General features: G+C 56.3%; 21 protein-coding genes. 19 read left to right on the top strand and 2 right to left on the bottom strand.

Annotation, left to right across the window (positions count from 1 at the left end):
- The first annotated feature begins 127 nt into the window (after window positions 1-127).
- Window positions 128-946 carry a DUF2797 domain-containing protein gene (locus UN63_RS06635; protein ID WP_104485990.1) on the top strand — a complete coding sequence of 273 codons (819 nt, stop codon included), beginning with the start codon at window positions 128-130 and terminating at the stop codon, window positions 944-946.
- Window positions 947-1,007: 61 nt separating this feature from the next.
- On the opposite strand, the gene UN63_RS06630 is transcribed toward UN63_RS06635, so the two are convergent.
- Window positions 1,008-1,916, bottom strand: a complete 909-nt coding sequence (locus tag UN63_RS06630) for a LysR family transcriptional regulator (RefSeq protein ID WP_104485989.1) — start codon at window positions 1,914-1,916, stop codon at window positions 1,008-1,010.
- 159 nt (window positions 1,917-2,075) lie between these two features.
- On the opposite strand from UN63_RS06630, the gene cuyA reads away from it, so the two are divergent.
- The 13 genes from cuyA to UN63_RS06565 all read left to right on the top strand — a co-directional run bounded on the left by cuyA (window position 2,076) and on the right by UN63_RS06565 (window position 15,653).
- Window positions 2,076-3,086 carry a D-cysteate sulfo-lyase gene (cuyA, locus tag UN63_RS06625; RefSeq protein WP_104485988.1) on the top strand — a complete coding sequence of 337 codons (1,011 nt, stop codon included), beginning with the start codon at window positions 2,076-2,078 and terminating at the stop codon, window positions 3,084-3,086.
- A gap of 98 nt (window positions 3,087-3,184) precedes the next feature.
- Window positions 3,185-4,498, top strand: a complete 1,314-nt coding sequence (hisD, locus tag UN63_RS06620) for a histidinol dehydrogenase (protein WP_104485987.1) — start codon at window positions 3,185-3,187, stop codon at window positions 4,496-4,498.
- Between the two features lie 48 nt (window positions 4,499-4,546).
- A complete protein-coding gene (locus UN63_RS06615; RefSeq protein WP_104485986.1) occupies window positions 4,547-5,755 on the top strand; it encodes a DegT/DnrJ/EryC1/StrS family aminotransferase in 1,209 nt (402 codons plus the stop codon).
- Between the two features lie 80 nt (window positions 5,756-5,835).
- Window positions 5,836-6,825, top strand: coding sequence for a TRAP transporter substrate-binding protein (locus UN63_RS06610; protein ID WP_219821080.1), 990 nt, complete (start codon window positions 5,836-5,838; stop codon window positions 6,823-6,825).
- Window positions 6,826-6,924: 99 nt separating this feature from the next.
- Window positions 6,925-7,491 (top strand): TRAP transporter small permease, encoded by a 567-nt coding sequence (locus UN63_RS06605; RefSeq protein ID WP_104485985.1) that lies wholly within the window; start codon window positions 6,925-6,927, stop codon window positions 7,489-7,491.
- A 33-nt stretch (window positions 7,492-7,524) separates the two neighbouring features.
- Window positions 7,525-8,805 carry a TRAP transporter large permease gene (locus UN63_RS06600; RefSeq protein ID WP_104485984.1) on the top strand — a complete coding sequence of 427 codons (1,281 nt, stop codon included), beginning with the start codon at window positions 7,525-7,527 and terminating at the stop codon, window positions 8,803-8,805.
- 55 nt (window positions 8,806-8,860) lie between these two features.
- Entirely contained in the window at window positions 8,861-9,577 is a 717-nt protein-coding gene (gene cuyB, locus UN63_RS06595; RefSeq protein WP_104485983.1) for a cysteate racemase, read from the top strand.
- Between the two features lie 146 nt (window positions 9,578-9,723).
- Window positions 9,724-10,986: a dicarboxylate/amino acid:cation symporter gene (locus UN63_RS06590; RefSeq protein WP_104485982.1), complete on the top strand. Its 1,263-nt coding sequence runs from the start codon at window positions 9,724-9,726 to the stop codon at window positions 10,984-10,986.
- 162 nt (window positions 10,987-11,148) lie between these two features.
- Window positions 11,149-12,081, top strand: coding sequence for a hydroxyacid dehydrogenase (locus UN63_RS06585; RefSeq protein WP_104485981.1), 933 nt, complete (start codon window positions 11,149-11,151; stop codon window positions 12,079-12,081).
- A gap of 455 nt (window positions 12,082-12,536) precedes the next feature.
- Window positions 12,537-13,994, top strand: a complete 1,458-nt coding sequence (locus tag UN63_RS06580) for a tyrosine-type recombinase/integrase (RefSeq protein ID WP_104485980.1) — start codon at window positions 12,537-12,539, stop codon at window positions 13,992-13,994.
- 9 nt (window positions 13,995-14,003) lie between these two features.
- Window positions 14,004-14,831 carry a DUF6387 family protein gene (locus UN63_RS06575; RefSeq protein WP_104485979.1) on the top strand — a complete coding sequence of 276 codons (828 nt, stop codon included), beginning with the start codon at window positions 14,004-14,006 and terminating at the stop codon, window positions 14,829-14,831.
- Between the two features lie 106 nt (window positions 14,832-14,937).
- A complete protein-coding gene (locus tag UN63_RS06570) occupies window positions 14,938-15,183 on the top strand; it encodes a helix-turn-helix domain-containing protein (RefSeq protein ID WP_104485978.1) in 246 nt (81 codons plus the stop codon).
- 11 nt (window positions 15,184-15,194) lie between these two features.
- Complete coding sequence (locus tag UN63_RS06565) at window positions 15,195-15,653, top strand: hypothetical protein (RefSeq protein ID WP_104485977.1); 459 nt, start codon at window positions 15,195-15,197, stop codon at window positions 15,651-15,653.
- Window positions 15,654-15,751: 98 nt separating this feature from the next.
- Here UN63_RS06565 and UN63_RS17060 read toward each other — a convergent pair whose 3' ends face one another.
- Window positions 15,752-15,928, bottom strand: a complete 177-nt coding sequence (locus UN63_RS17060; RefSeq protein WP_181068194.1) for a hypothetical protein — start codon at window positions 15,926-15,928, stop codon at window positions 15,752-15,754.
- A gap of 130 nt (window positions 15,929-16,058) precedes the next feature.
- On the opposite strand from UN63_RS17060, the gene UN63_RS17055 reads away from it, so the two are divergent.
- From UN63_RS17055 to UN63_RS06545, 5 genes are read left to right on the top strand one after another with little or no spacing between them, the layout of a single operon-like run.
- Window positions 16,059-16,235, top strand: coding sequence for a hypothetical protein (locus tag UN63_RS17055; RefSeq protein ID WP_181068193.1), 177 nt, complete (start codon window positions 16,059-16,061; stop codon window positions 16,233-16,235).
- A complete protein-coding gene (locus tag UN63_RS06560) occupies window positions 16,232-16,549 on the top strand; it encodes a hypothetical protein (protein ID WP_104485976.1) in 318 nt (105 codons plus the stop codon). The genes UN63_RS17055 and UN63_RS06560 overlap by 4 nt, the downstream gene beginning before the upstream one ends.
- The gene (locus UN63_RS06555; RefSeq protein ID WP_104485975.1) at window positions 16,546-16,971 is read left to right on the top strand and encodes a hypothetical protein; all 426 of its coding nucleotides are present in this window, start codon (window positions 16,546-16,548) and stop codon (window positions 16,969-16,971) included. Before UN63_RS06560 ends, UN63_RS06555 begins: the two co-directional genes overlap by 4 nt.
- Window positions 16,968-17,576: a hypothetical protein gene (locus tag UN63_RS06550; protein WP_104485974.1), complete on the top strand. Its 609-nt coding sequence runs from the start codon at window positions 16,968-16,970 to the stop codon at window positions 17,574-17,576. Before UN63_RS06555 ends, UN63_RS06550 begins: the two co-directional genes overlap by 4 nt.
- Before the next feature lie 11 nt (window positions 17,577-17,587).
- Entirely contained in the window at window positions 17,588-18,976 is a 1,389-nt protein-coding gene (locus UN63_RS06545; RefSeq protein WP_104485973.1) for a helix-turn-helix domain-containing protein, read from the top strand.
- Window positions 18,977-19,317: the final 341 nt, after the last annotated feature.

The raw sequence follows: 19,317 nt of genomic DNA, 5'->3' as shown, positions 1-19,317 counted from the left end.
TCCTCGAGTCGGGTGTCTCTCGAGTATGGTTGCGGCGGGCAGGGTTGCCAAAGGGCCGCCTGGCGGGTGCGCCGGTCGTCGGCGGCTGTTACAGTACCGCCAAACTCACTACCGATAATGAAGCAGCATGAGCAATATCACCGGGACCCTGATTAAAATGCCCGCCACCCTGGCGTCTCCTGTTACCTATCAGCTGGCGCTGGGCGAGCATCGCATCGATCTCAACCCCCTGCTGGGGCAGACGCTGACCCTCACCCATACCGGCAACATTTACTGCAATGCCTGCGGCCGCAAAACCAGCAAGAGTTATTCCCAGGGACACTGCTTTCCCTGCATGAAGAAGCTGGCCCGTTGCGACATGTGCGTGATGAAGCCGGAGACTTGCCACTATTTCGAGGGCACCTGCCGCGAGCCGGAATGGGGTGAGCAACATTGCATGGTGGGGCACATCGTCTACCTGGCGAACACCTCGGGCCTCAAGGTGGGTATTACCCGCCACACTCAGGTGCCGACCCGCTGGATTGATCAGGGTGCCACTCAGGCACTGCCGATTCTACGTGTGGCCACCCGTCAGCTCTCCGGCCTGGTGGAAGTGGCCCTGGCCGAGATGGTGGCGGACAAGACCAACTGGCGCGCCATGCTGAAAGGCGGCGAAGCCGATATGGACCTGAAAGCCGAAGCCGCACGGCTGCTGCCGGAAATACAGCAGAAGATCGGCGATTTACTGCTGAAATATGGCGAAGACGCTGTGACCGTTCTGGATGAAGCGGTGGTAGAGCTGAACTATCCGGTACTGGAATACCCGACCAAAATCGCCAGCCACAACTTCGACAAGAACCCGGTGGTATCGGGCACCCTGCTCGGTATCAAGGGGCAGTATCTGATGCTCGACACCGGAGTTATCAACCTGCGCAAGTTTACCGGTTATGAAGTAATTTTTGGCTGACACTCAGAGGCCGATGTCACCGGGGGCGCCATGTCGCTCCCGGTATCGGCTGGTCGGTTCTTCACGCATAACCATGATTGTAGAGTTCGATCAGGTACTTCCAGAAGACGTCTACCTCGGGTTTGACCGTATGCCTGAACCGATAAAGCAGTATCTTCAGTTCCACGGCGCGGAGCGGGGATGGCAGAATCGCCAGCTGCTTGTTCTGCAGTTCGTTCTGGATCAGGCTGGACGGCAGCCATGCGACGCCGTAACCCTGTATCGCCATGGCTTTCAGGCCTTCGGCCAGGGCGTTCTCGCACACAATCGTATATTGAGTATCGGGCGGGATCCTGGCGAGACACTGCTCCTTTATGAGGCTGCCCAGATAGGAATCATCAGGGTAGGCCAGCAGTTTGAAGGGGGCATGGCTGTCGGCAGAATAGAGCGGAGTGCCATTGGCATTTACCGCCGACACCGGCACCAGCTTGTCGGTACCCACCTGAATACAGATTGTGTCGTTGCGTGATAGTTGAGAGATGTTTTCGTCGGACGAGTAGCAGAGCAGGAAGTCCCCCATGCCCGCCATGAAGGATTCCATCACATCGTGCAGGTTGCCGGCATTCAGTTTGACCAGAGTGGGGCCCACCAGCGGTTCCAGGGTCCGGATCCAGTGCGGAAAAAACGAAACCGCCGGGGAATGCTGGGAAAAAAACACCAGGCTCTGACGTGACTCCTGTCCCTGCAATCGCTCGCGCACCCGGTAAGTGTCGTGAATCATCCGTTTGGCTTCTTCAACGAACGCCAGACCGGTCACGGAGAGGGTGGTTGGATGTTTTTCCCGGTCGACCAAGGGGATACCCAGCCAGTTTTCCAGCGAACGGATACGTCGGCTAAAGGCCGGTTGGGTGACGAAGCGAGCTTCGGCCGCCTTGGAAAAACTACCATGCTCGCTCAATGCCACAAAATCCTTTAACCACTTTAATTCCATTAGGATCAATACCTTACATAGAGTTAATTCTGCGTATACCGAAAAGTAATCGTGCGCGAAGCCAAGATAGCATTGGTCGGTCAGGGAATCCTATCTCAGTATGGTGGTGTTACCAGATTGTTCCGACAGTGTTCTTAAAATGAGAAAGGAGTGTTACCCATGCTTTTGGCCCGTTACCCGCGTCTTCATTTCGCCCATCTTAATACCCCCCTTGAGCCTATGCCTCAGCTGACCAAGTTGCTGGATGGTCCCACCCTGTGGATAAAGCGTGATGATTGTACCGGCCTGGCTGGCGGTGGCAACAAGACCCGTAAGCTGGAATTCCTGATGGCCGATGCCCTGGAACAAGGTGCCGACACCATTATTACCCAAGGCGCAACCCAGTCCAACCACGCTCGTCAGACCGTGGCCATTGCCACCAAGCTGGGCCTGGATTGCCATATCCTGCTGGAAGATCGCACCGGCTCCGAGGATGTTGATTACGTCTACAACGGCAACGTCATGCTGGACCAGCTGTTTGGTGGCCAGCTACGCAAGTATCCGGGCGGTACCGACATGAACGCGGCGATGGAAACGCTGGCCACCGAGCTGAAAGCCGATGGCAAGAAGCCCTATATCATTCCCGGTGGCGGCTCCAATGAAATTGGTGCCCTGGGTTACGTCAACTGTGCGCTGGAGCTGCTGGGCCAGGCCAATGATCGCGGACTGCGCATCGATCACCTGGTACACGCCACCGGTTCAGCTGGTACTCAGGCCGGTCTGGTGACGGGTCTGTACGGCAGTAACAGCCAGATCCCGGTGCTTGGTATCGGTGTGCGGGTACCCCGCGAGCAGCAGGAAGCCAACGTGTTCCGCCTGGCCGAGCGTACTGCCGAGAAACTGGGCATCCCCGGCGCCATCAAGCGCGAAGACGTGGTCGCCAACTGTGATTATGTAGGCGAAGGCTACGGCATTCCTGCCGAAAGCACCCTGGAGGCCATCGAGCTGTTTGCCCGCCACGAAGGCATACTGCTGGATCCGGTTTATTCCGGAAAAGGTGCAGCAGGCCTTATCGATTTGATCCGCAAGGGCCATTTCAAGAAAGGGGAAAACATCGTGTTTCTGCATACCGGTGGTGCTCAGGCGCTGTTCGGTTATCGCGAAGTCTTTAACCTCCCTAAATATAGTTAACCTGCGCGCCCGGTTCCTCCTGGAGGGGCCGGGCCAGCAAGGGCAGGGCAGCATGCCTTGCTAATAACCAAAGCTTCCTTTTTAACAGGTGTCATACCATGGAATATCTTAAAAGAGCGGCAGCAGAAGGCGATGTTGCACAGGAAGATGAGCGCATCCAGGCTGTGGTCAAGGAAATGCTGACCCGGATCAAGCTTGAGGGTGAGTCGGTGGTGCGCGAATATGCCAAGCAGTTTGATAGCTGGCAGGGCGACTTTGTGCTTACCGAGCAAAAGAAGCTGGCGCTGATCGAACAGGTGCCGCAGCGTGTGAAAGACGACATTGATTTTGCCCATCGCCAGATCAAACGCTTTGCCGAAGCACAGCGCGACAGCCTGCAATCCTTCGAGATTGAAACCGAAGAAGGTGTACGTCTTGGCCAGCAGATTTTGCCGGTCGAGTGTGCCGGTTGCTATGTGCCCGGCGGACGCTATGCCCATGCCGCCTCCGCACTGATGAGCGTGGCCACGGCTAAGGCCGCGGGTGTGCCCTTCATCGTGGCCTGTTCACCGCCCCGTGGTGACAGCATCAACCCGGCCGTGGCCTACGCCATGCATGTGGCGGGTGCCGACGTGATACTGGAGATGGGTGGCGTACATGCCATCGCCACCATGGCCTACGGTCTGTTTACCAACAAACCTGCCGATATTCTGGTCGGTCCGGGCAATGCCTATGTGGCAGAAGCCAAGCGCATGCTGTTCGGCGAGGTGGGCATCGATGTGTTTGCCGGTCCAACCGAATCGGCCATTATTGCCGACAAACATGCCGACCCAATGACTATTGCCGTCGATCTGGTCTCCCAGGCAGAGCACGGCCCCAACTCACCGGTCTGGCTGTTTACCGACAGCCGCGAGCTGGGTGAAAAGGTGCTCGAGATCATGCCCAAGGTGATCGCCGATATGCCCAATGCCGATGTATGTGAAGCCGCATGGCGCGATCATGGTGTGGTGATTCTGGGTGACAGCCGCGAAGAAGTGGCCAGGATCAGCGACGAGTGGGCCTGTGAGCATCTGCAGATACTGGCCGAGGATCTGGAATGGTGGAAAGCCAATCTGAATAACTATGGCTCCCTGTTTCTGGGCGAGGGCAGCACCGTTTCCCACGGTGACAAGTGCTCCGGTACCAACCACATACTGCCGACCAAGAAGGCCGCCCGTTACAGCGGTGGCCTGAATGTGCAGAAGTTCATGAAGGTACTTACCTATCAGGAGCTGAGCGAAGAAGCCAACCTGGTGTTCAGTGCCGCCGGCTCCCGGATCTCCCGTACCGAAGGGATGGAAGGTCACGCTCGTGCCTGTGACTGGCGCCTGCGCAAGTACTTCCCCGAGACCGAGTGGGACTTCCAGGTTTATAACCAAGAGCGTTATTGCTGAGTCAGACAGGCAGGTGCCTGGCACCAGGCACCTGCCCGGAGAGCTTTCATGAACAAATTCAATAAGTCTTTCACCCAGCAGGAACCGATTCCCGAGCAGGGTATCGAGCAGGCCATCGCCGTGATGAGAAGTGGTCGTTTGCACAGATACAATTCTCTGGCCGGGGAACCGACGGAAACCGAACTGCTGGAGCAGGAGTTTGCCGCCTACCTGGGCAGCCGCTACAGCCTTGCCTGTGCCTCGGGTGGTTATGCACTGCACATTGCCATGCGTACCGTGGGCGTTCAACCCGGTGACAAGGTATTGTGTAACGCCTTTACTCTGGCACCGGTTCCCGGTGCAATCAATAATGCCGGTGCCGTTCCGGTACTGGTGGAAACCACCGACGATTACACCATCGATCTCGACGATCTCGAGCTGAAGGCGGCGGCCGACGATGTGCATTATCTGTTGTTGTCCCATATGCGCGGTCATCTTGCCGACATGGACCGGCTGATGAGCATCTGCGAGCGGCATCAGATTATCGTTATCGAAGATTGTGCCCACACCATGGGGGCCAGCTGGAATGGCCGCAAGAGTGGCACTTTCGGTCGGATAGCCTGCTTTAGCACCCAGACTTACAAGCATATCAACTCCGGCGAAGGTGGTTTTCTTACCACTGACGACGACGATGTGATGGCCAAAGCCATCATCTATTCCGGCTCCTACATGCTGTATGAGCGGCACCTGGCGGCGCCGCCGAAAGAAGCCTTTGCCCGTATCCGTTTCGAGACACCTAATTACAGCGGCCGCATGGATAACCTGCGAGCGGCGATATTACGCCCCCAGCTCAAGAATCTGGATGAACAGTGCCGGCGCTGGAACCTGCTTTACAACGCGACCGCCGAGGGGCTGAGCCAGGTCGAGGGCATTCGTTTACCGGTTCGTCCCGCGGCGGAATTCTTTGTCGGCAGTTCCATCCAGTTTTCTCTTCCGGATCAGAATCCTGCAGCCATTGCACGGTTTATTACGCGTTGCGAAGAGCAGGGTGTACCGCTCAAATGGTTCGGCGATGCGGATCCCAAGGGTTACACCAGCCGTTTTGACAGCTGGCAATACATGGGCCAGATGCCATCGCTACCCGAGACCCGGCGTGTGCTGGCGACCATGTGCGACATGCGGTTACCGCTGACGTTTGTCGAGGCGGATTGCCGGCTGATTACCCGGATTATCGCGGAAGTGTTTGATGAGGTTTGCGGCTCTTCAGGGAACGGATAACTCCCTGTACAGCTGAACAGATTCCAGTTTCATGGATGTAAAAACACACAAAATACATTGAGGTAATGAATATGTTCTCTATGAAGAAGTTAGCAAAGTGCCTGACGATTTCTCTTGCTTGCGCCTCCGTTGCCCTGCCGGCGCTGGTGGATGCCAAGACCATGCGACTGGGTATGGGCGATCCCCTGGATTCGGATCAGGGAGCATATGCCAGCCGTTTCAAGGATCTGGTGGAATATTATTCCGCCGGCGATATCAAGGTGACCCTGTATCCCAACGGTGCCATTGGCTCGGAAACCGAGATGGTGCAGAACGCACGTCTGGGGTCTCTGGACATGGCTCTGGTCGGCATCGGTAACGTGACGCCTTTCTCCAAGGAGCTGGGTGTGCTGACCATGCCCTACGTGATCAAGAGCTCATCCGATGCGGTGACGATTACCACCGGCTCTCTGGGGGACCACTGGAACCAGCTTGCGCAGAAGCAGGTCGGTGTCAATATCCTGGGCTGGACCTACTCCAACTTCCGCCATCTGACCAACTCCAAGCGTCCGGTAAAGAACATGGAAGACTTGAAGGGGCTCAAGATTCGGGTGCCGCAGAACCCGATTATGCTGGCTTCCTGGGCAGCCTGGGGCGCCAACCCTATCGCCATGGCCTGGACCGAAACCTTTACCGCCCTGCAACAGCAGGTGGTTGATGGTCAGGACAACCCCTACATCGTCAACAACACCATGAAGTTCTATGAGATTCAGGATTACGTGACCGAAATTCATCATCAGTACTCGCTGCAGCCCCTGCTGATCGGCAAGCGTACCTTCGACAAGATGAGCGACGAAGAGCGTAATATTCTGACCCGAGCCGGTCTGGAAGCCCAGCAGCATGCGTTGATGTTCCAGATGTCCGAAGCCGATAAGGCCAAGCAGAACATGATCGATAACGGCATGGAAGTCTTTACCCTGGAAGATGAAGATAAATGGATTGAAATAGCCAAAGAAAAGGTCTGGCCCCAGTTCTATGACTCCATCGGTGGTAAAGAAAGCTTCGAGGCCGTGCTGGAGCAGTTGAAGTAACCCTGATTTCGAATGCTGTTAACCGGTTTTGACGAAGTGGGTTGAAAGTTGAATAAGGGGGCGGAGTCTTCACTCCGTTCTCTTTATCGGAGCGTTACCATGTTTAAACTGTTAAAGCAGATGGACAAGCTGGAAAATTATGTCTGCCAGCTATTGCTGTGTTTGTTTGTGGTCTTGTTGTTCATGCAGGTCATATTGAGGGTGTTCTTCAATTACGGTATCCCCTGGAGTGAGGAGCTGTCCCGGTTTGCTTTTGTCTGGTTTGTTTTTCTTGGCGCCTCTTATGCGGCAAGGCTGTCGGCTCACAACCGGGTGACCTTTCATCTGAGAATGATGCCGGACAAGCTGAGGAATATTGTTGAGCTGTTGGGTGATGTTTTCTGGATTGCCTTCAATACCCTGATGACCATCAAGAGTATCGAGGTCATTGACTCCATGATGGAGTTTACCTATTTCTCTCCGGCCCTGGATTGGTCGATGGCTTACCTGTACATGATTTTCCCGATTTCATTCACCCTGACCAGCCTGCGGATTATCCAGGTGAATTACCTGAAACTGGTCTGCGGGGTGAAATTTGGTGATGTGGATGAGCCCAACCTGGAAGAGAATATTATGAGCACACCGGCTTCAAAGACTGGGCACAATGGCAGTGGCCCCTTGGCTTAATAGATGGATTTTTTGGGGTAAGAGGATCAGATAATGACAGCTCCCTTTATTTTGTTTGGTATGTTTTTCTTTTTGCTGGTCATCGGTGCTCCTATCGTGGTGGCCTTGGGGGCGTCGGCGCTGACCGTTTATCTGGCGGCCGGCGATGACTTTGTGTCTCTGGTGCAGACCGCATGGAACGCAGTGGATTCCTTCCCCATCATGGCACTGCCAGCTTTTATTCTGTCCGGCGCCTTGATGCAGAGCGCGGGCATTTCACGCCGGCTGGTGCATATTGCCGAGGTAATGGCCGGACCCATGGCTGGCGGTCTGGGTTTTTCCGCCATTCTGGCGAGCATGTTTTTTGGCGCCATTTCCGGATCTGGTCCGGCGACCACTGCGGCGGTGGGCATGCTGATGATCCCCGCCATGGTCGACAGGGGCTACGGGCGCAGTTATTCGGCGGCGCTGACGGCATCATCCGGTGGCCTTGGCGTGGTGATACCGCCTAGCATCCCCATGGTTATCTATGGGGTAACCGCCAGTGAGTCCATTACCAAGCTGTTCATGGCCGGCATACTGCCGGGGATCATGCTGGCTGGCGGCCTGATGATTGCCAACTATGTGATCAGCAAGAAAAAGGGGTATGTTTCCGGCAATATTCATCCGCCTGGCGCCCTGCGCAAGGCCTGTAAAGACGGTATCTGGGCGATACTGGCACCGGTGGTCATCCTCGGTGGCATCTATTCGGGACTCTTTACCCCCACCGAAGCCGCTGTGGTGTCGGTATTCTATACCCTCTTTATCGGTATTTTCGTTCATAAAGAACTGAAACTGGATGGCTTCAAGGAATCGCTGAACTCCACTACCTGGCTGACCGGCCGGGTGCTGATCATCATGTTCACTGCCACCGCCTTTGGCCGGATCCTGGTAGAAAATGACATTCCGGGGATGATTGCCCAGTCGATGCTGGAAATGACCGGCAGTCTGGCGCTGATCTGGATCATCGTGATCGTCTTCCTGATCTTCGTCGGCATGTTCCTGGAAACCCTGGCCACCATCATGATAGTGACGCCGGTGCTGTTGCCGGTGATGGTCAGCCTGGGCGTGGATCCCATTCACTTCGGTATCGTGCTGGTGTGCTGCTGTGAAATCGGCTTCTCCACCCCGCCGCTGGGAGAAAACATGTTTATCGGCTCCAGTATTGCCAAGGTTTCCATCGAGGAAATTTCGGCCAAGGCAATTCCCTTTGTGCTGGTGGAGATCTTCGTGGTGGTGTTGCTGGCCTTCTTTCCCGAGCTGGTACTCTGGCTGCCGGAGCTCTTCGGATATTAATGCTGCCGGAACCGCAGATGGCAGAGTTATCATTTTTTGAACTGGATGGATCTAAATGAGTGAACAGACTGTTGGTGTGATAGGAGGTATGGGGCCGGAGGCGACGGTGGATTTGATGCGCCGTGTGATTGCCGCCACCCCGGCCTGGGATGATATCGACCATATCCACATGCTGGTCGACAACAACCCCAAGGTCCCCTCCCGGATCAAGGCCTTGATAGAGGGGACGGGAGAAAGTCCGGCCCCCTTCATGGCGAAGATGGCCCGGGGACTTGAACGGGCCGGTGTGGACTTTCTTGTGATCCCGTGCAATACCGCCCACATGTATTACCCGGAGGTGGTAGCCGCGGTTTCCATCCCGGTGGTGAATATCCTGGATGTGACGGTACAACATGTTAAGCGCTGTCAGCCGAACATTCGCAAGGTCGGTATGCTGGCCTCCACGGCCGTCGAAAATATCCGTCTGTATCATGACAAGTTCGATGTCGAGGATGTGGAAACCCTGTTTCCATCCCCGGAGCATCAGGACAATGTGATGGAATTGATCAAGCGGGTGAAGGCAAAGACGCATGATGCCGACATTCTGGCCAGATATCATGAAGCGGCCGAAGATCTTAAATCAAGAGGTGCCGAGTGCCTTGTTCTGGCCTGTACCGAACTGTCGGTGATTTCCGACAAACTGACCACGGATCTACCCGTTTATGATGCTTCTCAGCTGCTGGCAGAGCATATCGTTTACAGGGTGAAAGGGACGATAAAAGAGTCAGCTTGATGATATTGGTACTGACCTTGAAAATACGGCTTTCAGATTTTTGATGTGACGTTGAATGGCATTCTGTTTTTCTTTTCCAGGAATCTCAGTAATGCCATTTTTTTGTGCCGATAAGGCTATGAATAAAAAAGAAAAGGAGTTCAACGATGAGTACCCTAACGGCGCAGGTAAAAATGAAAGATGCCAACTGGTGGAAAAGACTGCAGATCTGGCAGAAGGTATTAATTGGTTTGGTTTTGGGAGCAGTCACGGGCTTTCTGTTGGGAGAAGATGCGGCGGTTTTGCATCCCATCGGCAAGGCCTTTATCGCCGCCATCAAGATGCTGGTTGTTCCCCTGATTTTTATCTCCCTGGTCTGTGGTGTCACCGCCATCAAGGACGTGACCCGCATGGGGCGGATAGGAATAAAAACCTTTGTTACCTATATCGTGACCACAGCCATTGCCATTCCCATTGGCCTGGCACTGGCCGTCTGGCTTGAACCCGGTGTTGGTATGGATCTGGGGAGTGCGACTGCTATTGATGTGAAGTCGGCGCCAAGTATCGTCGATACCCTGCTGAACATTATCCCCACCAATCCCTTTGCCTCCTTTGCCAACGGTGATGTGCTGCAGATCATCCTGTTTGCCATTTTTCTCGGTATCGCCATCAACCTGGTCGGAGAAAAAGCGGATCCGGTGAGAAAGGTATTCGATGCCTTTGCCGATGTGATGTACAAGCTGACCGACTTGGTGATTGCCTTCGCCCCTTACGGTGTGTTCGCATTGATTGCTACCACTACCGGTCAATACGGTCTGGAAGTGTTATTGCCTCTGGGTAAGGTCATTGCTGGTGTTTATCTCGGTTGTATCATCCATGCGGTGGTCACCCTGGGTGGTGGGCTGGCGCTTCTGACTCGTCTAAATCCCATTGTGTTTTTCAAAGGGATTTTCGAAGCTCAGCTGGTCGCCTTCAGCACGACCACTGCCGCCGGTACTCTGCCTGTAACCATGGCTTGTGCGCGTCATAATCTGGGCGTATCCAAGGATGTGGCCAGCTTTGTCTTGCCCGTCGGTACCACCATTAATCTGGATGGCACCGCCCTCTATCAGGCGTTGACCGCCGTATTCATCGCTCAGGCCTACGGTATTGATTTGGGAATGGCCGAATACGGCATGATACTGCTGACCGCAATCCTGGCTTCTATCGGAACCGCATCGGTACCCGGCGGTGGTCTGATTGTACTGTCTCTCGTACTGAGCTCGGTCGGCCTGCCACTCGAAGGGATTGCTCTGGTTGCCGGCATCGACCGTATTCTGGACATGGCACGTACCACCATCAACGTCACGGGTGATGCGGCGGTATCCGTGTTGATCGCCCACAGCGAAGGTGAGCTGGACAAGGACATCTACTACAAGAAAGCGGTTTGATTTATTAATACTCGCTTTGGCTCACGGAAGCACCAGACTATTTCGGTCTGGTGTTTTTTTTGAATGTTCCTTTACCAGAAGGAAAGTGGTGCCAGTTCCTCAGAACAAACCGGATCGTTACATCAAATCGGAACTGACCAGGATAAAACTTAGGATTAAAAGATGGTTGATATTGTTATTTCAGAGTTTATGGACGAGGACGCAGTCGATGCATTGAGGAATGAATTCTCGGTACATTATGATCCGACTCTGGTTGATCGTCCGCAAGAGTTATTGTCCCTGTCGACATCGGCGCGCGCCCTGATCGTGCGTAATCGTACCCAGGTGAGAGGCAAGCTGCTGGCAGCATTGCCCAGCCTGCGTGTTGTCGGTCGGCTTGGTGTGGGTCTGGACAATATCGATATGCAAGCCTGTGAAGGGGCGGGTATTCGGGTGTTTCCCGCCACCGGCGCCAATAGTGAGTCGGTCGCCGAATATGTCATTACCGGCCTGTTGATGTTGTTGCGAGGAGCCTATCACTCTAACGCGGCAATGCTCTCCGGCGACTGGCCACGCACCCAACTGGTTGGCAGGGAGGTAAATCAACGTCACCTTGGACTGGTGGGTTTTGGTGGTATATCCCGTTTGGTTGCCCGCAAAGCCAAGGCACTGGGTATGCGGGTTTCGGCTTTTGATCCTTATATCAAAGACAGCAATGGGGTATGGGAGGAAGAAGGCGTTACTCCACTGTCCCTGGACCAGTTGTTAAGACAGGTAGATGGACTCAGCCTGCATGTGCCGCTGGTCGAGAGTACCAGACACCTGATTAATGCCGATTCTCTTTCCTTGATGAAACCGGATGCAGTACTAATAAATACTGCCCGCGGTGGAGTTGTCGATGACAGCGCCTTGGCCGATGCCTTGAAAGAACAGCGTTTGGCCGGTGCCATGCTGGATGTATTTGAAACCGAACCCATGACAGCCGATAACCCCTTTCATGGCGTGCCAAATCTGGTATTGACGCCTCATATTGCCGGCGTGACCGAAGAGTCGAATGTGCGGGTGAGCAGTGTGACGGCCGAGAATGTGCGGCTGGCATTGCGGGATAATCAATAATGGCAAGGTGTCAGCTGTCCTGGTAGGTTGAGTAGCCGTAGGGCGACACCTACAGCGGTACATGAAAGTCGGGCCGAGGACGAACCCTCTTACTTTGAATAGTTACGCAGACCGAACCAGCTTGCCTGGGCATGGCGCCGACTATGTTCCCGCTGCAAAGCGGCACATAGGCGGCACACAAAAAAGGACTGGCAGCCATGAAGCTGTCAGTCCTTTTTATATTTGGTGGCCCCTCCCAGACTTGAACTGGGGACCTAACGATTATGAGTTACGGCCAATATGAATCCCTGAATATCCCGCCTGATGTTCAATTATAACTAAATCAATGCTTTATCATGACTTGTTGCTCCCCTTGATTCCCTGTGAATACCCCGCTAAAGTATCCCAATGGTATCCCAAGGTATCCCATAGGTATCCCGCAGGACCAAACGATCAGGGCGAATAAGGGCGGCAGAATGGATAAATTCAACTTCACCAAGCGGGCTTTAGCTGACCTGCCAGTACCAGAGACTGGCCGCAAGGAGTACGCAGACACCAAGGTTTCCGGGCTGCGTGTTCGAGTGGCACCCAGTGGGCGAAAAGCCTTCTGTGTGATCCGCAAGAAAGGCGGCAAGTTCATCCGTTCCACTATCGGCGTATGGCCTGATCTGACTATTGACGGGGCGAGAAGGAAAGCCCTGGACGTGCTGCAAGAGATCGCCACCACAGGGAACAACCCGAACGAGACACGCCGCGTCCATGAGCAGGCTAATGTCACCCTATCGGAAGCCCTTGAGGAATACATTGCCAGCCGAGGCGACCGTATCAAGGAGACCACCCGCAACCAATACCGGGCCGTACTGGGCAACTACTCACAGGAATGGATGCGCCAGCCCTTGCGCCACATTACCCGCGAACGGGTACAGCAACGGCACAAGGCGATCAGCGAGGGGCGCGTGTCCTGGACGAACGCCGAGGGCCGGCGCGTGGAGATGCGAAAGGCCAGCAAGGCCCAGGCGGATTTATGGGGGCGGGCACTGAGGGCCGTTTACCGCTTTTCACATGACCACTACCGCGACGAGGACGGGCAGACCCTGCTGCCCGATCCGCCAACCATGGTGCTATCCACTAAACGGCAATGGAACCACGTCTCCCGCAAGACCAGCCGAATCCGTAACCACGATTTGGGCCGCTGGCTGGCCGCCGTGGAGCTGGTACGAAGCGAGGCCATAGCCAGCCGGGAGGATACCCGCGCCGCTATCTGTGACGGGCTGGACGTGGCCCTGTTTACCGGCTTGCGCCGTTCGGAGGTGTTCGGGCTGACGTGGGACCGGGTAAACCTTGGGGGCCGTTACTTCTGGATTGAGGAAACCAAGAACGGCGACCCGTTGGAGCTGCCGATCACCGATACCCTGTTAACCATCTTTCGCCGCCGCTGGAACGTGTGCGGGACCATTAGCCCCTATGTGTTCCCAGGGCCGGACATGGCCAAGCCTGCCCACGATCCCCGCAAGACCATCACCCGGATTGTTGCCGCCACCGTGCCCAACCCCAACCCGGACGGGCTCAAGCCGATCGCCTTTGCCTGCCATGATGCCCGGCGCACCTTTGGCAGCGTGGCCGAGCTGGTGGGCGTGGGCACCTACATTCTCAAGCGGCTGATGAACCACAAGAGCAAGCGCGACGATGTGACCGAGGGTTATTTATCATTCAGTGCCGACGAGCTGAGGGACCCCGCCGAACGGATAGAGCGGGCCATGCTGGAACATGCCGGGCTGGCGCAAAAGCCCGATGCCGCCCTTGATAGCCAACTGGCCGCCCTGGTGGAAGGGATGCCCGACAAGGACAAGCGCCGCCTGCTGTTCGAGCTGGCCGCCAAGCTACACGGCACCGACGACGACACCAGCGCCAGCAACGGCAGCGAACAGGGATAAGGGGCAAGCATGGCAAAGCGAATCAACAAGCCCGAGCAGTTGCCCGAGTGGTTTAACCTGGAACGGTACGAGGCACTTTTGTCTTTGAGCGTGGCCGATTTCATCATGCAAATGGATTTCAGGGTCTGGGCAAAAGATCCAGAGACCATAAAAGAGAACCTGATCCATATTGCCGACAATGCCCTTGCGCCAGTTGCCTTTGAAGGTGATTCGGGAGAATGGAAGGACGGAGTTTGTGATTTAACTGTTGGCAATTACGCTTCACCATTAAGCAACTTTCACCTGTGCCTGTATGACGCGGCCGCCAGAAAGAAAGGGGCTTATGGCGAAAAGGCGGAGCAGAGCGCGTCCCGGCAATTCGTCATTGAAGGAATTACCCTGGATAAGGCACAGGCATTTAAGAGCGTCCCCCGTCCAATGGTTGACCGATTACCTGTATCGCTAAACCTTGAAGACGCCACCGATGAACAGATAGTTGATGAACTGAGGAACTTGTTGCCGCTATGGCGAAAGCAGACCAATACACCCGAGCCGAAACCAGAACGGGAGAGGGCCGGCTTTTCTATTCTGACAAGGCTTGTCGAATATCAGGCCATTTCCATGATGGACTTGATGCTGTGGGAGCAAGCCGAGGACGTGCGGATCACGAATGAGTTAATGGCGCGAGTTTTGTTTCCCGATCATTCCAGAGGCGGCCAGCATATCGCACAGACAAACCGCCCCTTTGTGGCCGAAATGATGAAAGGTGATCAGCACGAAGGTTTATTGCTGGCGCTGGAAAAAGAGCCGCATTATTACGACTGGACGATCAGCGATTTTATGAAATGGAAAGAATGAGCGGGTTAGCTATTTTTTCGAATTACGAGGTTTACGGTTTTCGATAGAGTCCCTACTACTCCCCCGAGATAATGCCCCTATAAAAACCAACTGTAAGGGGCATTACATGCAAACCGCTACCCACCACCAGCACACCCACAACCCCCGCCTGGCCGCCGAGCTGGACGCTAACCCCCGCTTTACTCGCAAAGAGGCCGCCGCCTATCTGGGCTTGGCTGATAAGACCCTGGCGAACTGGGCCAGCACTGGCCGCTATGGGCTCAAGTACCACCGTTGCGGAAAAAAAGCGATCTACATGAAGGCCGATCTTGATACCTGGCTGACCGAACAAAGCGGAACTCAAGCGGAATAAGGGGCGGCAGCATGACAGCAAACAAAAAGGGCCTGAACCCGGCACAGGTTCAAGCCCCTCAATCAGCGCAGCATAACAGCACTGCCGACGAGTGTAGCACCACCCACCAGCGCCAGCCAGCCAGAGCAACCACCAAGACCGAACGGGCCTACTTGCTGCTGTTGTCTTGCCCTGGTGGAGTGACCGAGAACGACATTCTCCGGCATTGCCGCCTGTCGTCGGGCCGCAACTATGCCAGCCAAGTAGAGCGCACCTTGGGCATCCGTCTTCACCGTGAAGATGCTCCCAACCCGGACGGCATTGGCAGACATTACCGTTACCGCATTACCAACCGAAGCGATGCCGAACGGGTAGCCGGGCTAATTGGCCAGATGCGCCAGCGCCGTAAAGTGCCAGCACTGAGCCCCGGAGAGGTTGCGCACCTGATCACCCCTTACCCATTGGCTACCAGCACCACCACAACGGCTTAACCCGCCTGGAGATAGCACGCCATGACACCGTTAATTTATGGGCAACCCGCCCAGGGGATCGGCTTGCCCGCATTCAGGGTCAAGACCGGCAACCGCCGTCACCCTTTCGGCTCAATGCCCCGTGTTTTCAGCTCTTTTCTGATTACGCGCTTAATCCATGCTGAGACAGAGGCGTCCCCATCTTCTGCCAAGGCTTTCATGATGCCTTCTTCAAGTGTTGGCTCGACTCGCAAAGCGATCTGCTTGTTACCTTTCGATTTAATGGTGGTTGACACCTGTCTTACTCCAATTTACTCTGTTCACGTAAATCAAGTGTATGACACCCGTCATTCAAAAACAACGAAGCCCGGCAGTGTTGGAGCACTAACCGGGCCTCTGATCACCACCGTTAAGAGACTAACGAAGATGACTATCAGCAAGTTTACCTTTGTCCTGGCACAGGGCAAGCAACGCATAGCAACAATGCGCCGTATCCGCTTTATCACCGTATTGGCTGGCACCGAACAAGAGGCCCGCTCGATTGCTGGCGCTCCCGCCCTGGTATTCGTGAGCCGTTGCCCGGCGCAGGAGGTGGCAGCATGACCGCCATTGCCGTTACCCGCCCCCTGTGTACTGACCAAGCCAGCGCCAGCACCGCCGATCCCCTGGTGTTTTTCCTGCACGTTATCGCCCCGGACGGGCGCGACATGATGCCCGGTCCGTTCGCTGCCGGTTGTGCCAATCAGGACCAAGCAACCGCCGAGGCAAAAGCCGCCCTGGCCGGCACCGGCTACCAGCCCCGCGCCATTCTGTTTAATGTGGCCGTATCCGTGGACGAACTGCCGGGCGAGCTGCTGCCCTGGAACGAGGGTAAGGGCTTGCGCCTGTTCGGTATCGAGCAGGAGGGTAGCCAATGAAACCCTTTGCCGAATTTTGCCAACGCTACGAACTGAACCCGGCCACCGACGAGGCACGGGAGCAATACGCCGAGTATCAGCGCCAGCTTGAACTGTTCCGCAATGCTGCCGGACTGGGCACCGACGACGAACCCCCGGCCCATACCTTCCCCTGTGCCCTTGGAGAGGTGACGGTTTGCCGTGTAAGTGGCGACCGCTTCACCGTGCGGGATCAGCGCATGGGCCTGTATGCCCAGTGCGAGCGGGAACACATCACCGTTGAACGCTGGCCCGGCTTACCCGAGCTGGGGGAAGCTGCTGGCGCTCACCTGGTGCTTTCGGCCCCTGGTGGTTTGCGTGTGGTGCTGTGTGAACTGACCCCGGACGAAGCGCCCCGTCTGGCGTGGTTCGTGGGCGTAAAGCTGATGGAGGGTGACGAATGAACCAACCTACCCCCGCCGCCGCTTTTGAAATAGAGCTGACCGTGTTTGCCCGGTTGCCGCTCAAGCTGGGGCCATTCCATACCAGCGCCAGCCAAGACGAGCTCGCCGCCGAGCTGGTGGCCCTGTTCGAGGGGCTGCCCTGTCGGCTGGATGGGCTGGATTACCAAGACCACAACGCAGCGCCACACGTCGAACAGCTCCCGCCCTGGCGGGGCCGGGCTACCCTACTGGCGCATGGCCTGAGGCCAAAGCCCAGGGGCGAACCCTTCACCGTGGAGGACGTCCCCCTGTTGCGCTCCCTATTGGCTTTCCGCTTCTGTGACTACCAGCAAGGCCGCTGGCATAGCAGCAAGGGCGCTGTGTTTGCAATGGAGCCGGGGCCGCTGGCTTGGCTGATGCAAGACCGCCTTGAAAGCCCGCACTTGGAGCGAGAGGGCGGCGAACAAGGGGGCCGGGAAGTGCTGGCGCTGTATATGGCGATGACAGGCGGCAGTGGGTTAACCCCTGTGGGCTTTGAAACCCTGTGCATGATGCTGGAAGGGTTTGCAGAGCAGGTGGCCAAGAAAGGCGAAGATCAGGAGCCTAGCGCCCTGGTTTGTCACTGACAGGGGGCAGCATGACCGCAGCACGAACAGCCCGCCTTAATCAGTACGCCCTGGACTTTGGCCCCCGTGAGCATATCCGGCTGATCCACGGCTCACCGCAGGCCCGAGCCAGCCATATAGCCATTGCCGTAAACGGGGAGAGCTGGAGCGAACAGTGTTACCCGCTGGCCACCGCCCCGGAGCAGGCCGAGCAACTGGCCGCCCTGGAAGCTGCCGATGTATACATGAGTCAGAACGGCATGGCCCCCTTTCGCCGCCGTAGCGTAGCGAACGTGGTACACCTGAACGCCTGCTTTGTGGATCTGGACACCTACCAGATCCCCGGCTTGGGCGGGCTGAGTTACCCGGAGCGGTTACAGGCAGTAATGGCCAATGCCGGAGACCTGCCATTACCGACCCTGGCCGCCGATAGCGGGCGCGGTATTTACCTTGTCTGGGCGCTCAAAGCGCCCTTTTTTATCGGCACCGACAAGGGCAGCGGCACCGCTCAGGCCGCATTAAGGGCCAAGTACCTTGGGCGCTGGCAGCGTGTGGAGGATTTGCTTATTCGCCGCCTGGCCGACTTTGGCGCAGACCCCAAGGCGCGGGACGCTGCCCGAGTGCTGAGGCTGGCCGGTAGCGTGAACCAGCGCAACGGGCGGGCCGTGAGTTATTCCCAGCTTGCCCACCCGATCGCATTCGACGAGCTGGAACGCCCTTTACTTAAATGGTACGAGCAGGCGCACCCGACACCGGCCAAGCCACCACGGGGCCAGCGCCAGCCGCGAGAGAATAACGGGCAGACCGTGCGCCAGCTTCTTAACGCTCGCACCCTGGCCGCTTCCCGCATGGCCGATTTGAATACCCTTTCCGGTTTGCGGCATGGCCTGAGTGACCGAAGGGGCCGGGCCTTGTTCGCCTTTGCCCAGGCTGCCGCCGACTTCTGCCATGATGAACGGTCATTGATAACCGAGTGCCAGCAATACGCCGCCGAGTGTTTCAACGACCCGCACGGCAAGTATGCCCCCGAGCGACTACCGGCCCGGCTGGGCGCAGTGCTGGCGCGGTTTCGGGAAAGCGTCGGGCACTCGGGCACCAGCGAGCACAATAAGCGGTACAAGCTGACCAATGCCCGGATCATTGAAGACCTGGCCATTACCGAGCAGGAGCAGGGCCACATGCTGACGCTGATCGGCAAGCCTGAGAAACTGCGACGGCACGCCAAGCGGATGGAGAAGCGCAGAAGGAGCCAAGGGGTTAGGGCTGCCGCCGAGTATCAGCAAGAGCGCCAGCGCACCCAGGCAGAACGGCGACAACGCGCGCGAGAACTGGCCGCCCAGGGCTTGAGCCGCCAGCAAGTGGCCGACCGATTGGGAGTGAGCAAGCGAACTGTTCAACTGATATTGAACACCCAGCCTTAAAGAGGGGACATGATGTGTCCCTTTATATGATGGGTATTGCCCAGGGGGTGAAATGATGTGTGCTCTTATATGTTTATATTCACCGTTTAAAGGGAATTTAGGGCCTTTATACGCGAGCGGTCCCGAACGCTGCCGACCTGGTGAATATTCTTCACCCCTACCCAGCGAACACCAACCGGCCAGCCCCGCAAACCAACGGCACAAGCTGACAGCCAGCCATCACCAGAACGGCACAAGCGGGGCGGGCAAGGCCACCGGCAGGCATGGCGCAGCACTGAGCGCACCCACTCCCGAATATTCGGGAGTGATAACGAGTCGGCCCCTACATTACCCGACACATT

This window comes from Oceanisphaera arctica (assembly GCF_002936955.1).
GTDB classification, from domain to species: domain Bacteria; phylum Pseudomonadota; class Gammaproteobacteria; order Enterobacterales; family Aeromonadaceae; genus Oceanimonas; species Oceanimonas arctica.
This window is presented reverse-complemented; position numbering and strand designations above follow the sequence as displayed.

What these genes read in the sequence shown, in the direction of transcription:
- hisD (WP_104485987.1), top strand. Translation starts at nt 3,185, where the DNA reads ATGGAATATCTTAAAAGAGCGGCAGCAGAAGGCGATGTTGCACAGGAA.
- UN63_RS06580 (WP_104485980.1), top strand. Translation starts at nt 12,537, where the DNA reads ATGGATAAATTCAACTTCACCAAGCGGGCTTTAGCTGACCTGCCAGTA.
- UN63_RS06560 (WP_104485976.1), top strand. Translation starts at nt 16,232, where the DNA reads ATGACCGCCATTGCCGTTACCCGCCCCCTGTGTACTGACCAAGCCAGC.
- UN63_RS06555 (WP_104485975.1), top strand. Translation starts at nt 16,546, where the DNA reads ATGAAACCCTTTGCCGAATTTTGCCAACGCTACGAACTGAACCCGGCC.
- UN63_RS06545 (WP_104485973.1), top strand. Translation starts at nt 17,588, where the DNA reads ATGACCGCAGCACGAACAGCCCGCCTTAATCAGTACGCCCTGGACTTT.
- cuyB (WP_104485983.1), top strand. Translation starts at nt 8,861, where the DNA reads ATGAGTGAACAGACTGTTGGTGTGATAGGAGGTATGGGGCCGGAGGCG.
- cuyA (WP_104485988.1), top strand. Translation starts at nt 2,076, where the DNA reads ATGCTTTTGGCCCGTTACCCGCGTCTTCATTTCGCCCATCTTAATACC.
- UN63_RS06610 (WP_219821080.1), top strand. Translation starts at nt 5,836, where the DNA reads ATGAAGAAGTTAGCAAAGTGCCTGACGATTTCTCTTGCTTGCGCCTCC.
- UN63_RS06585 (WP_104485981.1), top strand. Translation starts at nt 11,149, where the DNA reads ATGGTTGATATTGTTATTTCAGAGTTTATGGACGAGGACGCAGTCGAT.
- UN63_RS06630 (WP_104485989.1), bottom strand. Translation starts at nt 1,916, where the DNA reads ATGGAATTAAAGTGGTTAAAGGATTTTGTGGCATTGAGCGAGCATGGT.
- UN63_RS06590 (WP_104485982.1), top strand. Translation starts at nt 9,724, where the DNA reads ATGAGTACCCTAACGGCGCAGGTAAAAATGAAAGATGCCAACTGGTGG.
- UN63_RS06565 (WP_104485977.1), top strand. Translation starts at nt 15,195, where the DNA reads ATGACAGCAAACAAAAAGGGCCTGAACCCGGCACAGGTTCAAGCCCCT.
- UN63_RS06600 (WP_104485984.1), top strand. Translation starts at nt 7,525, where the DNA reads ATGACAGCTCCCTTTATTTTGTTTGGTATGTTTTTCTTTTTGCTGGTC.
- UN63_RS06575 (WP_104485979.1), top strand. Translation starts at nt 14,004, where the DNA reads ATGGCAAAGCGAATCAACAAGCCCGAGCAGTTGCCCGAGTGGTTTAAC.
- UN63_RS06570 (WP_104485978.1), top strand. Translation starts at nt 14,938, where the DNA reads ATGCAAACCGCTACCCACCACCAGCACACCCACAACCCCCGCCTGGCC.
- UN63_RS17055 (WP_181068193.1), top strand. Translation starts at nt 16,059, where the DNA reads ATGACTATCAGCAAGTTTACCTTTGTCCTGGCACAGGGCAAGCAACGC.
- UN63_RS06615 (WP_104485986.1), top strand. Translation starts at nt 4,547, where the DNA reads ATGAACAAATTCAATAAGTCTTTCACCCAGCAGGAACCGATTCCCGAG.
- UN63_RS06550 (WP_104485974.1), top strand. Translation starts at nt 16,968, where the DNA reads ATGAACCAACCTACCCCCGCCGCCGCTTTTGAAATAGAGCTGACCGTG.
- UN63_RS06605 (WP_104485985.1), top strand. Translation starts at nt 6,925, where the DNA reads ATGTTTAAACTGTTAAAGCAGATGGACAAGCTGGAAAATTATGTCTGC.
- UN63_RS06635 (WP_104485990.1), top strand. Translation starts at nt 128, where the DNA reads ATGAGCAATATCACCGGGACCCTGATTAAAATGCCCGCCACCCTGGCG.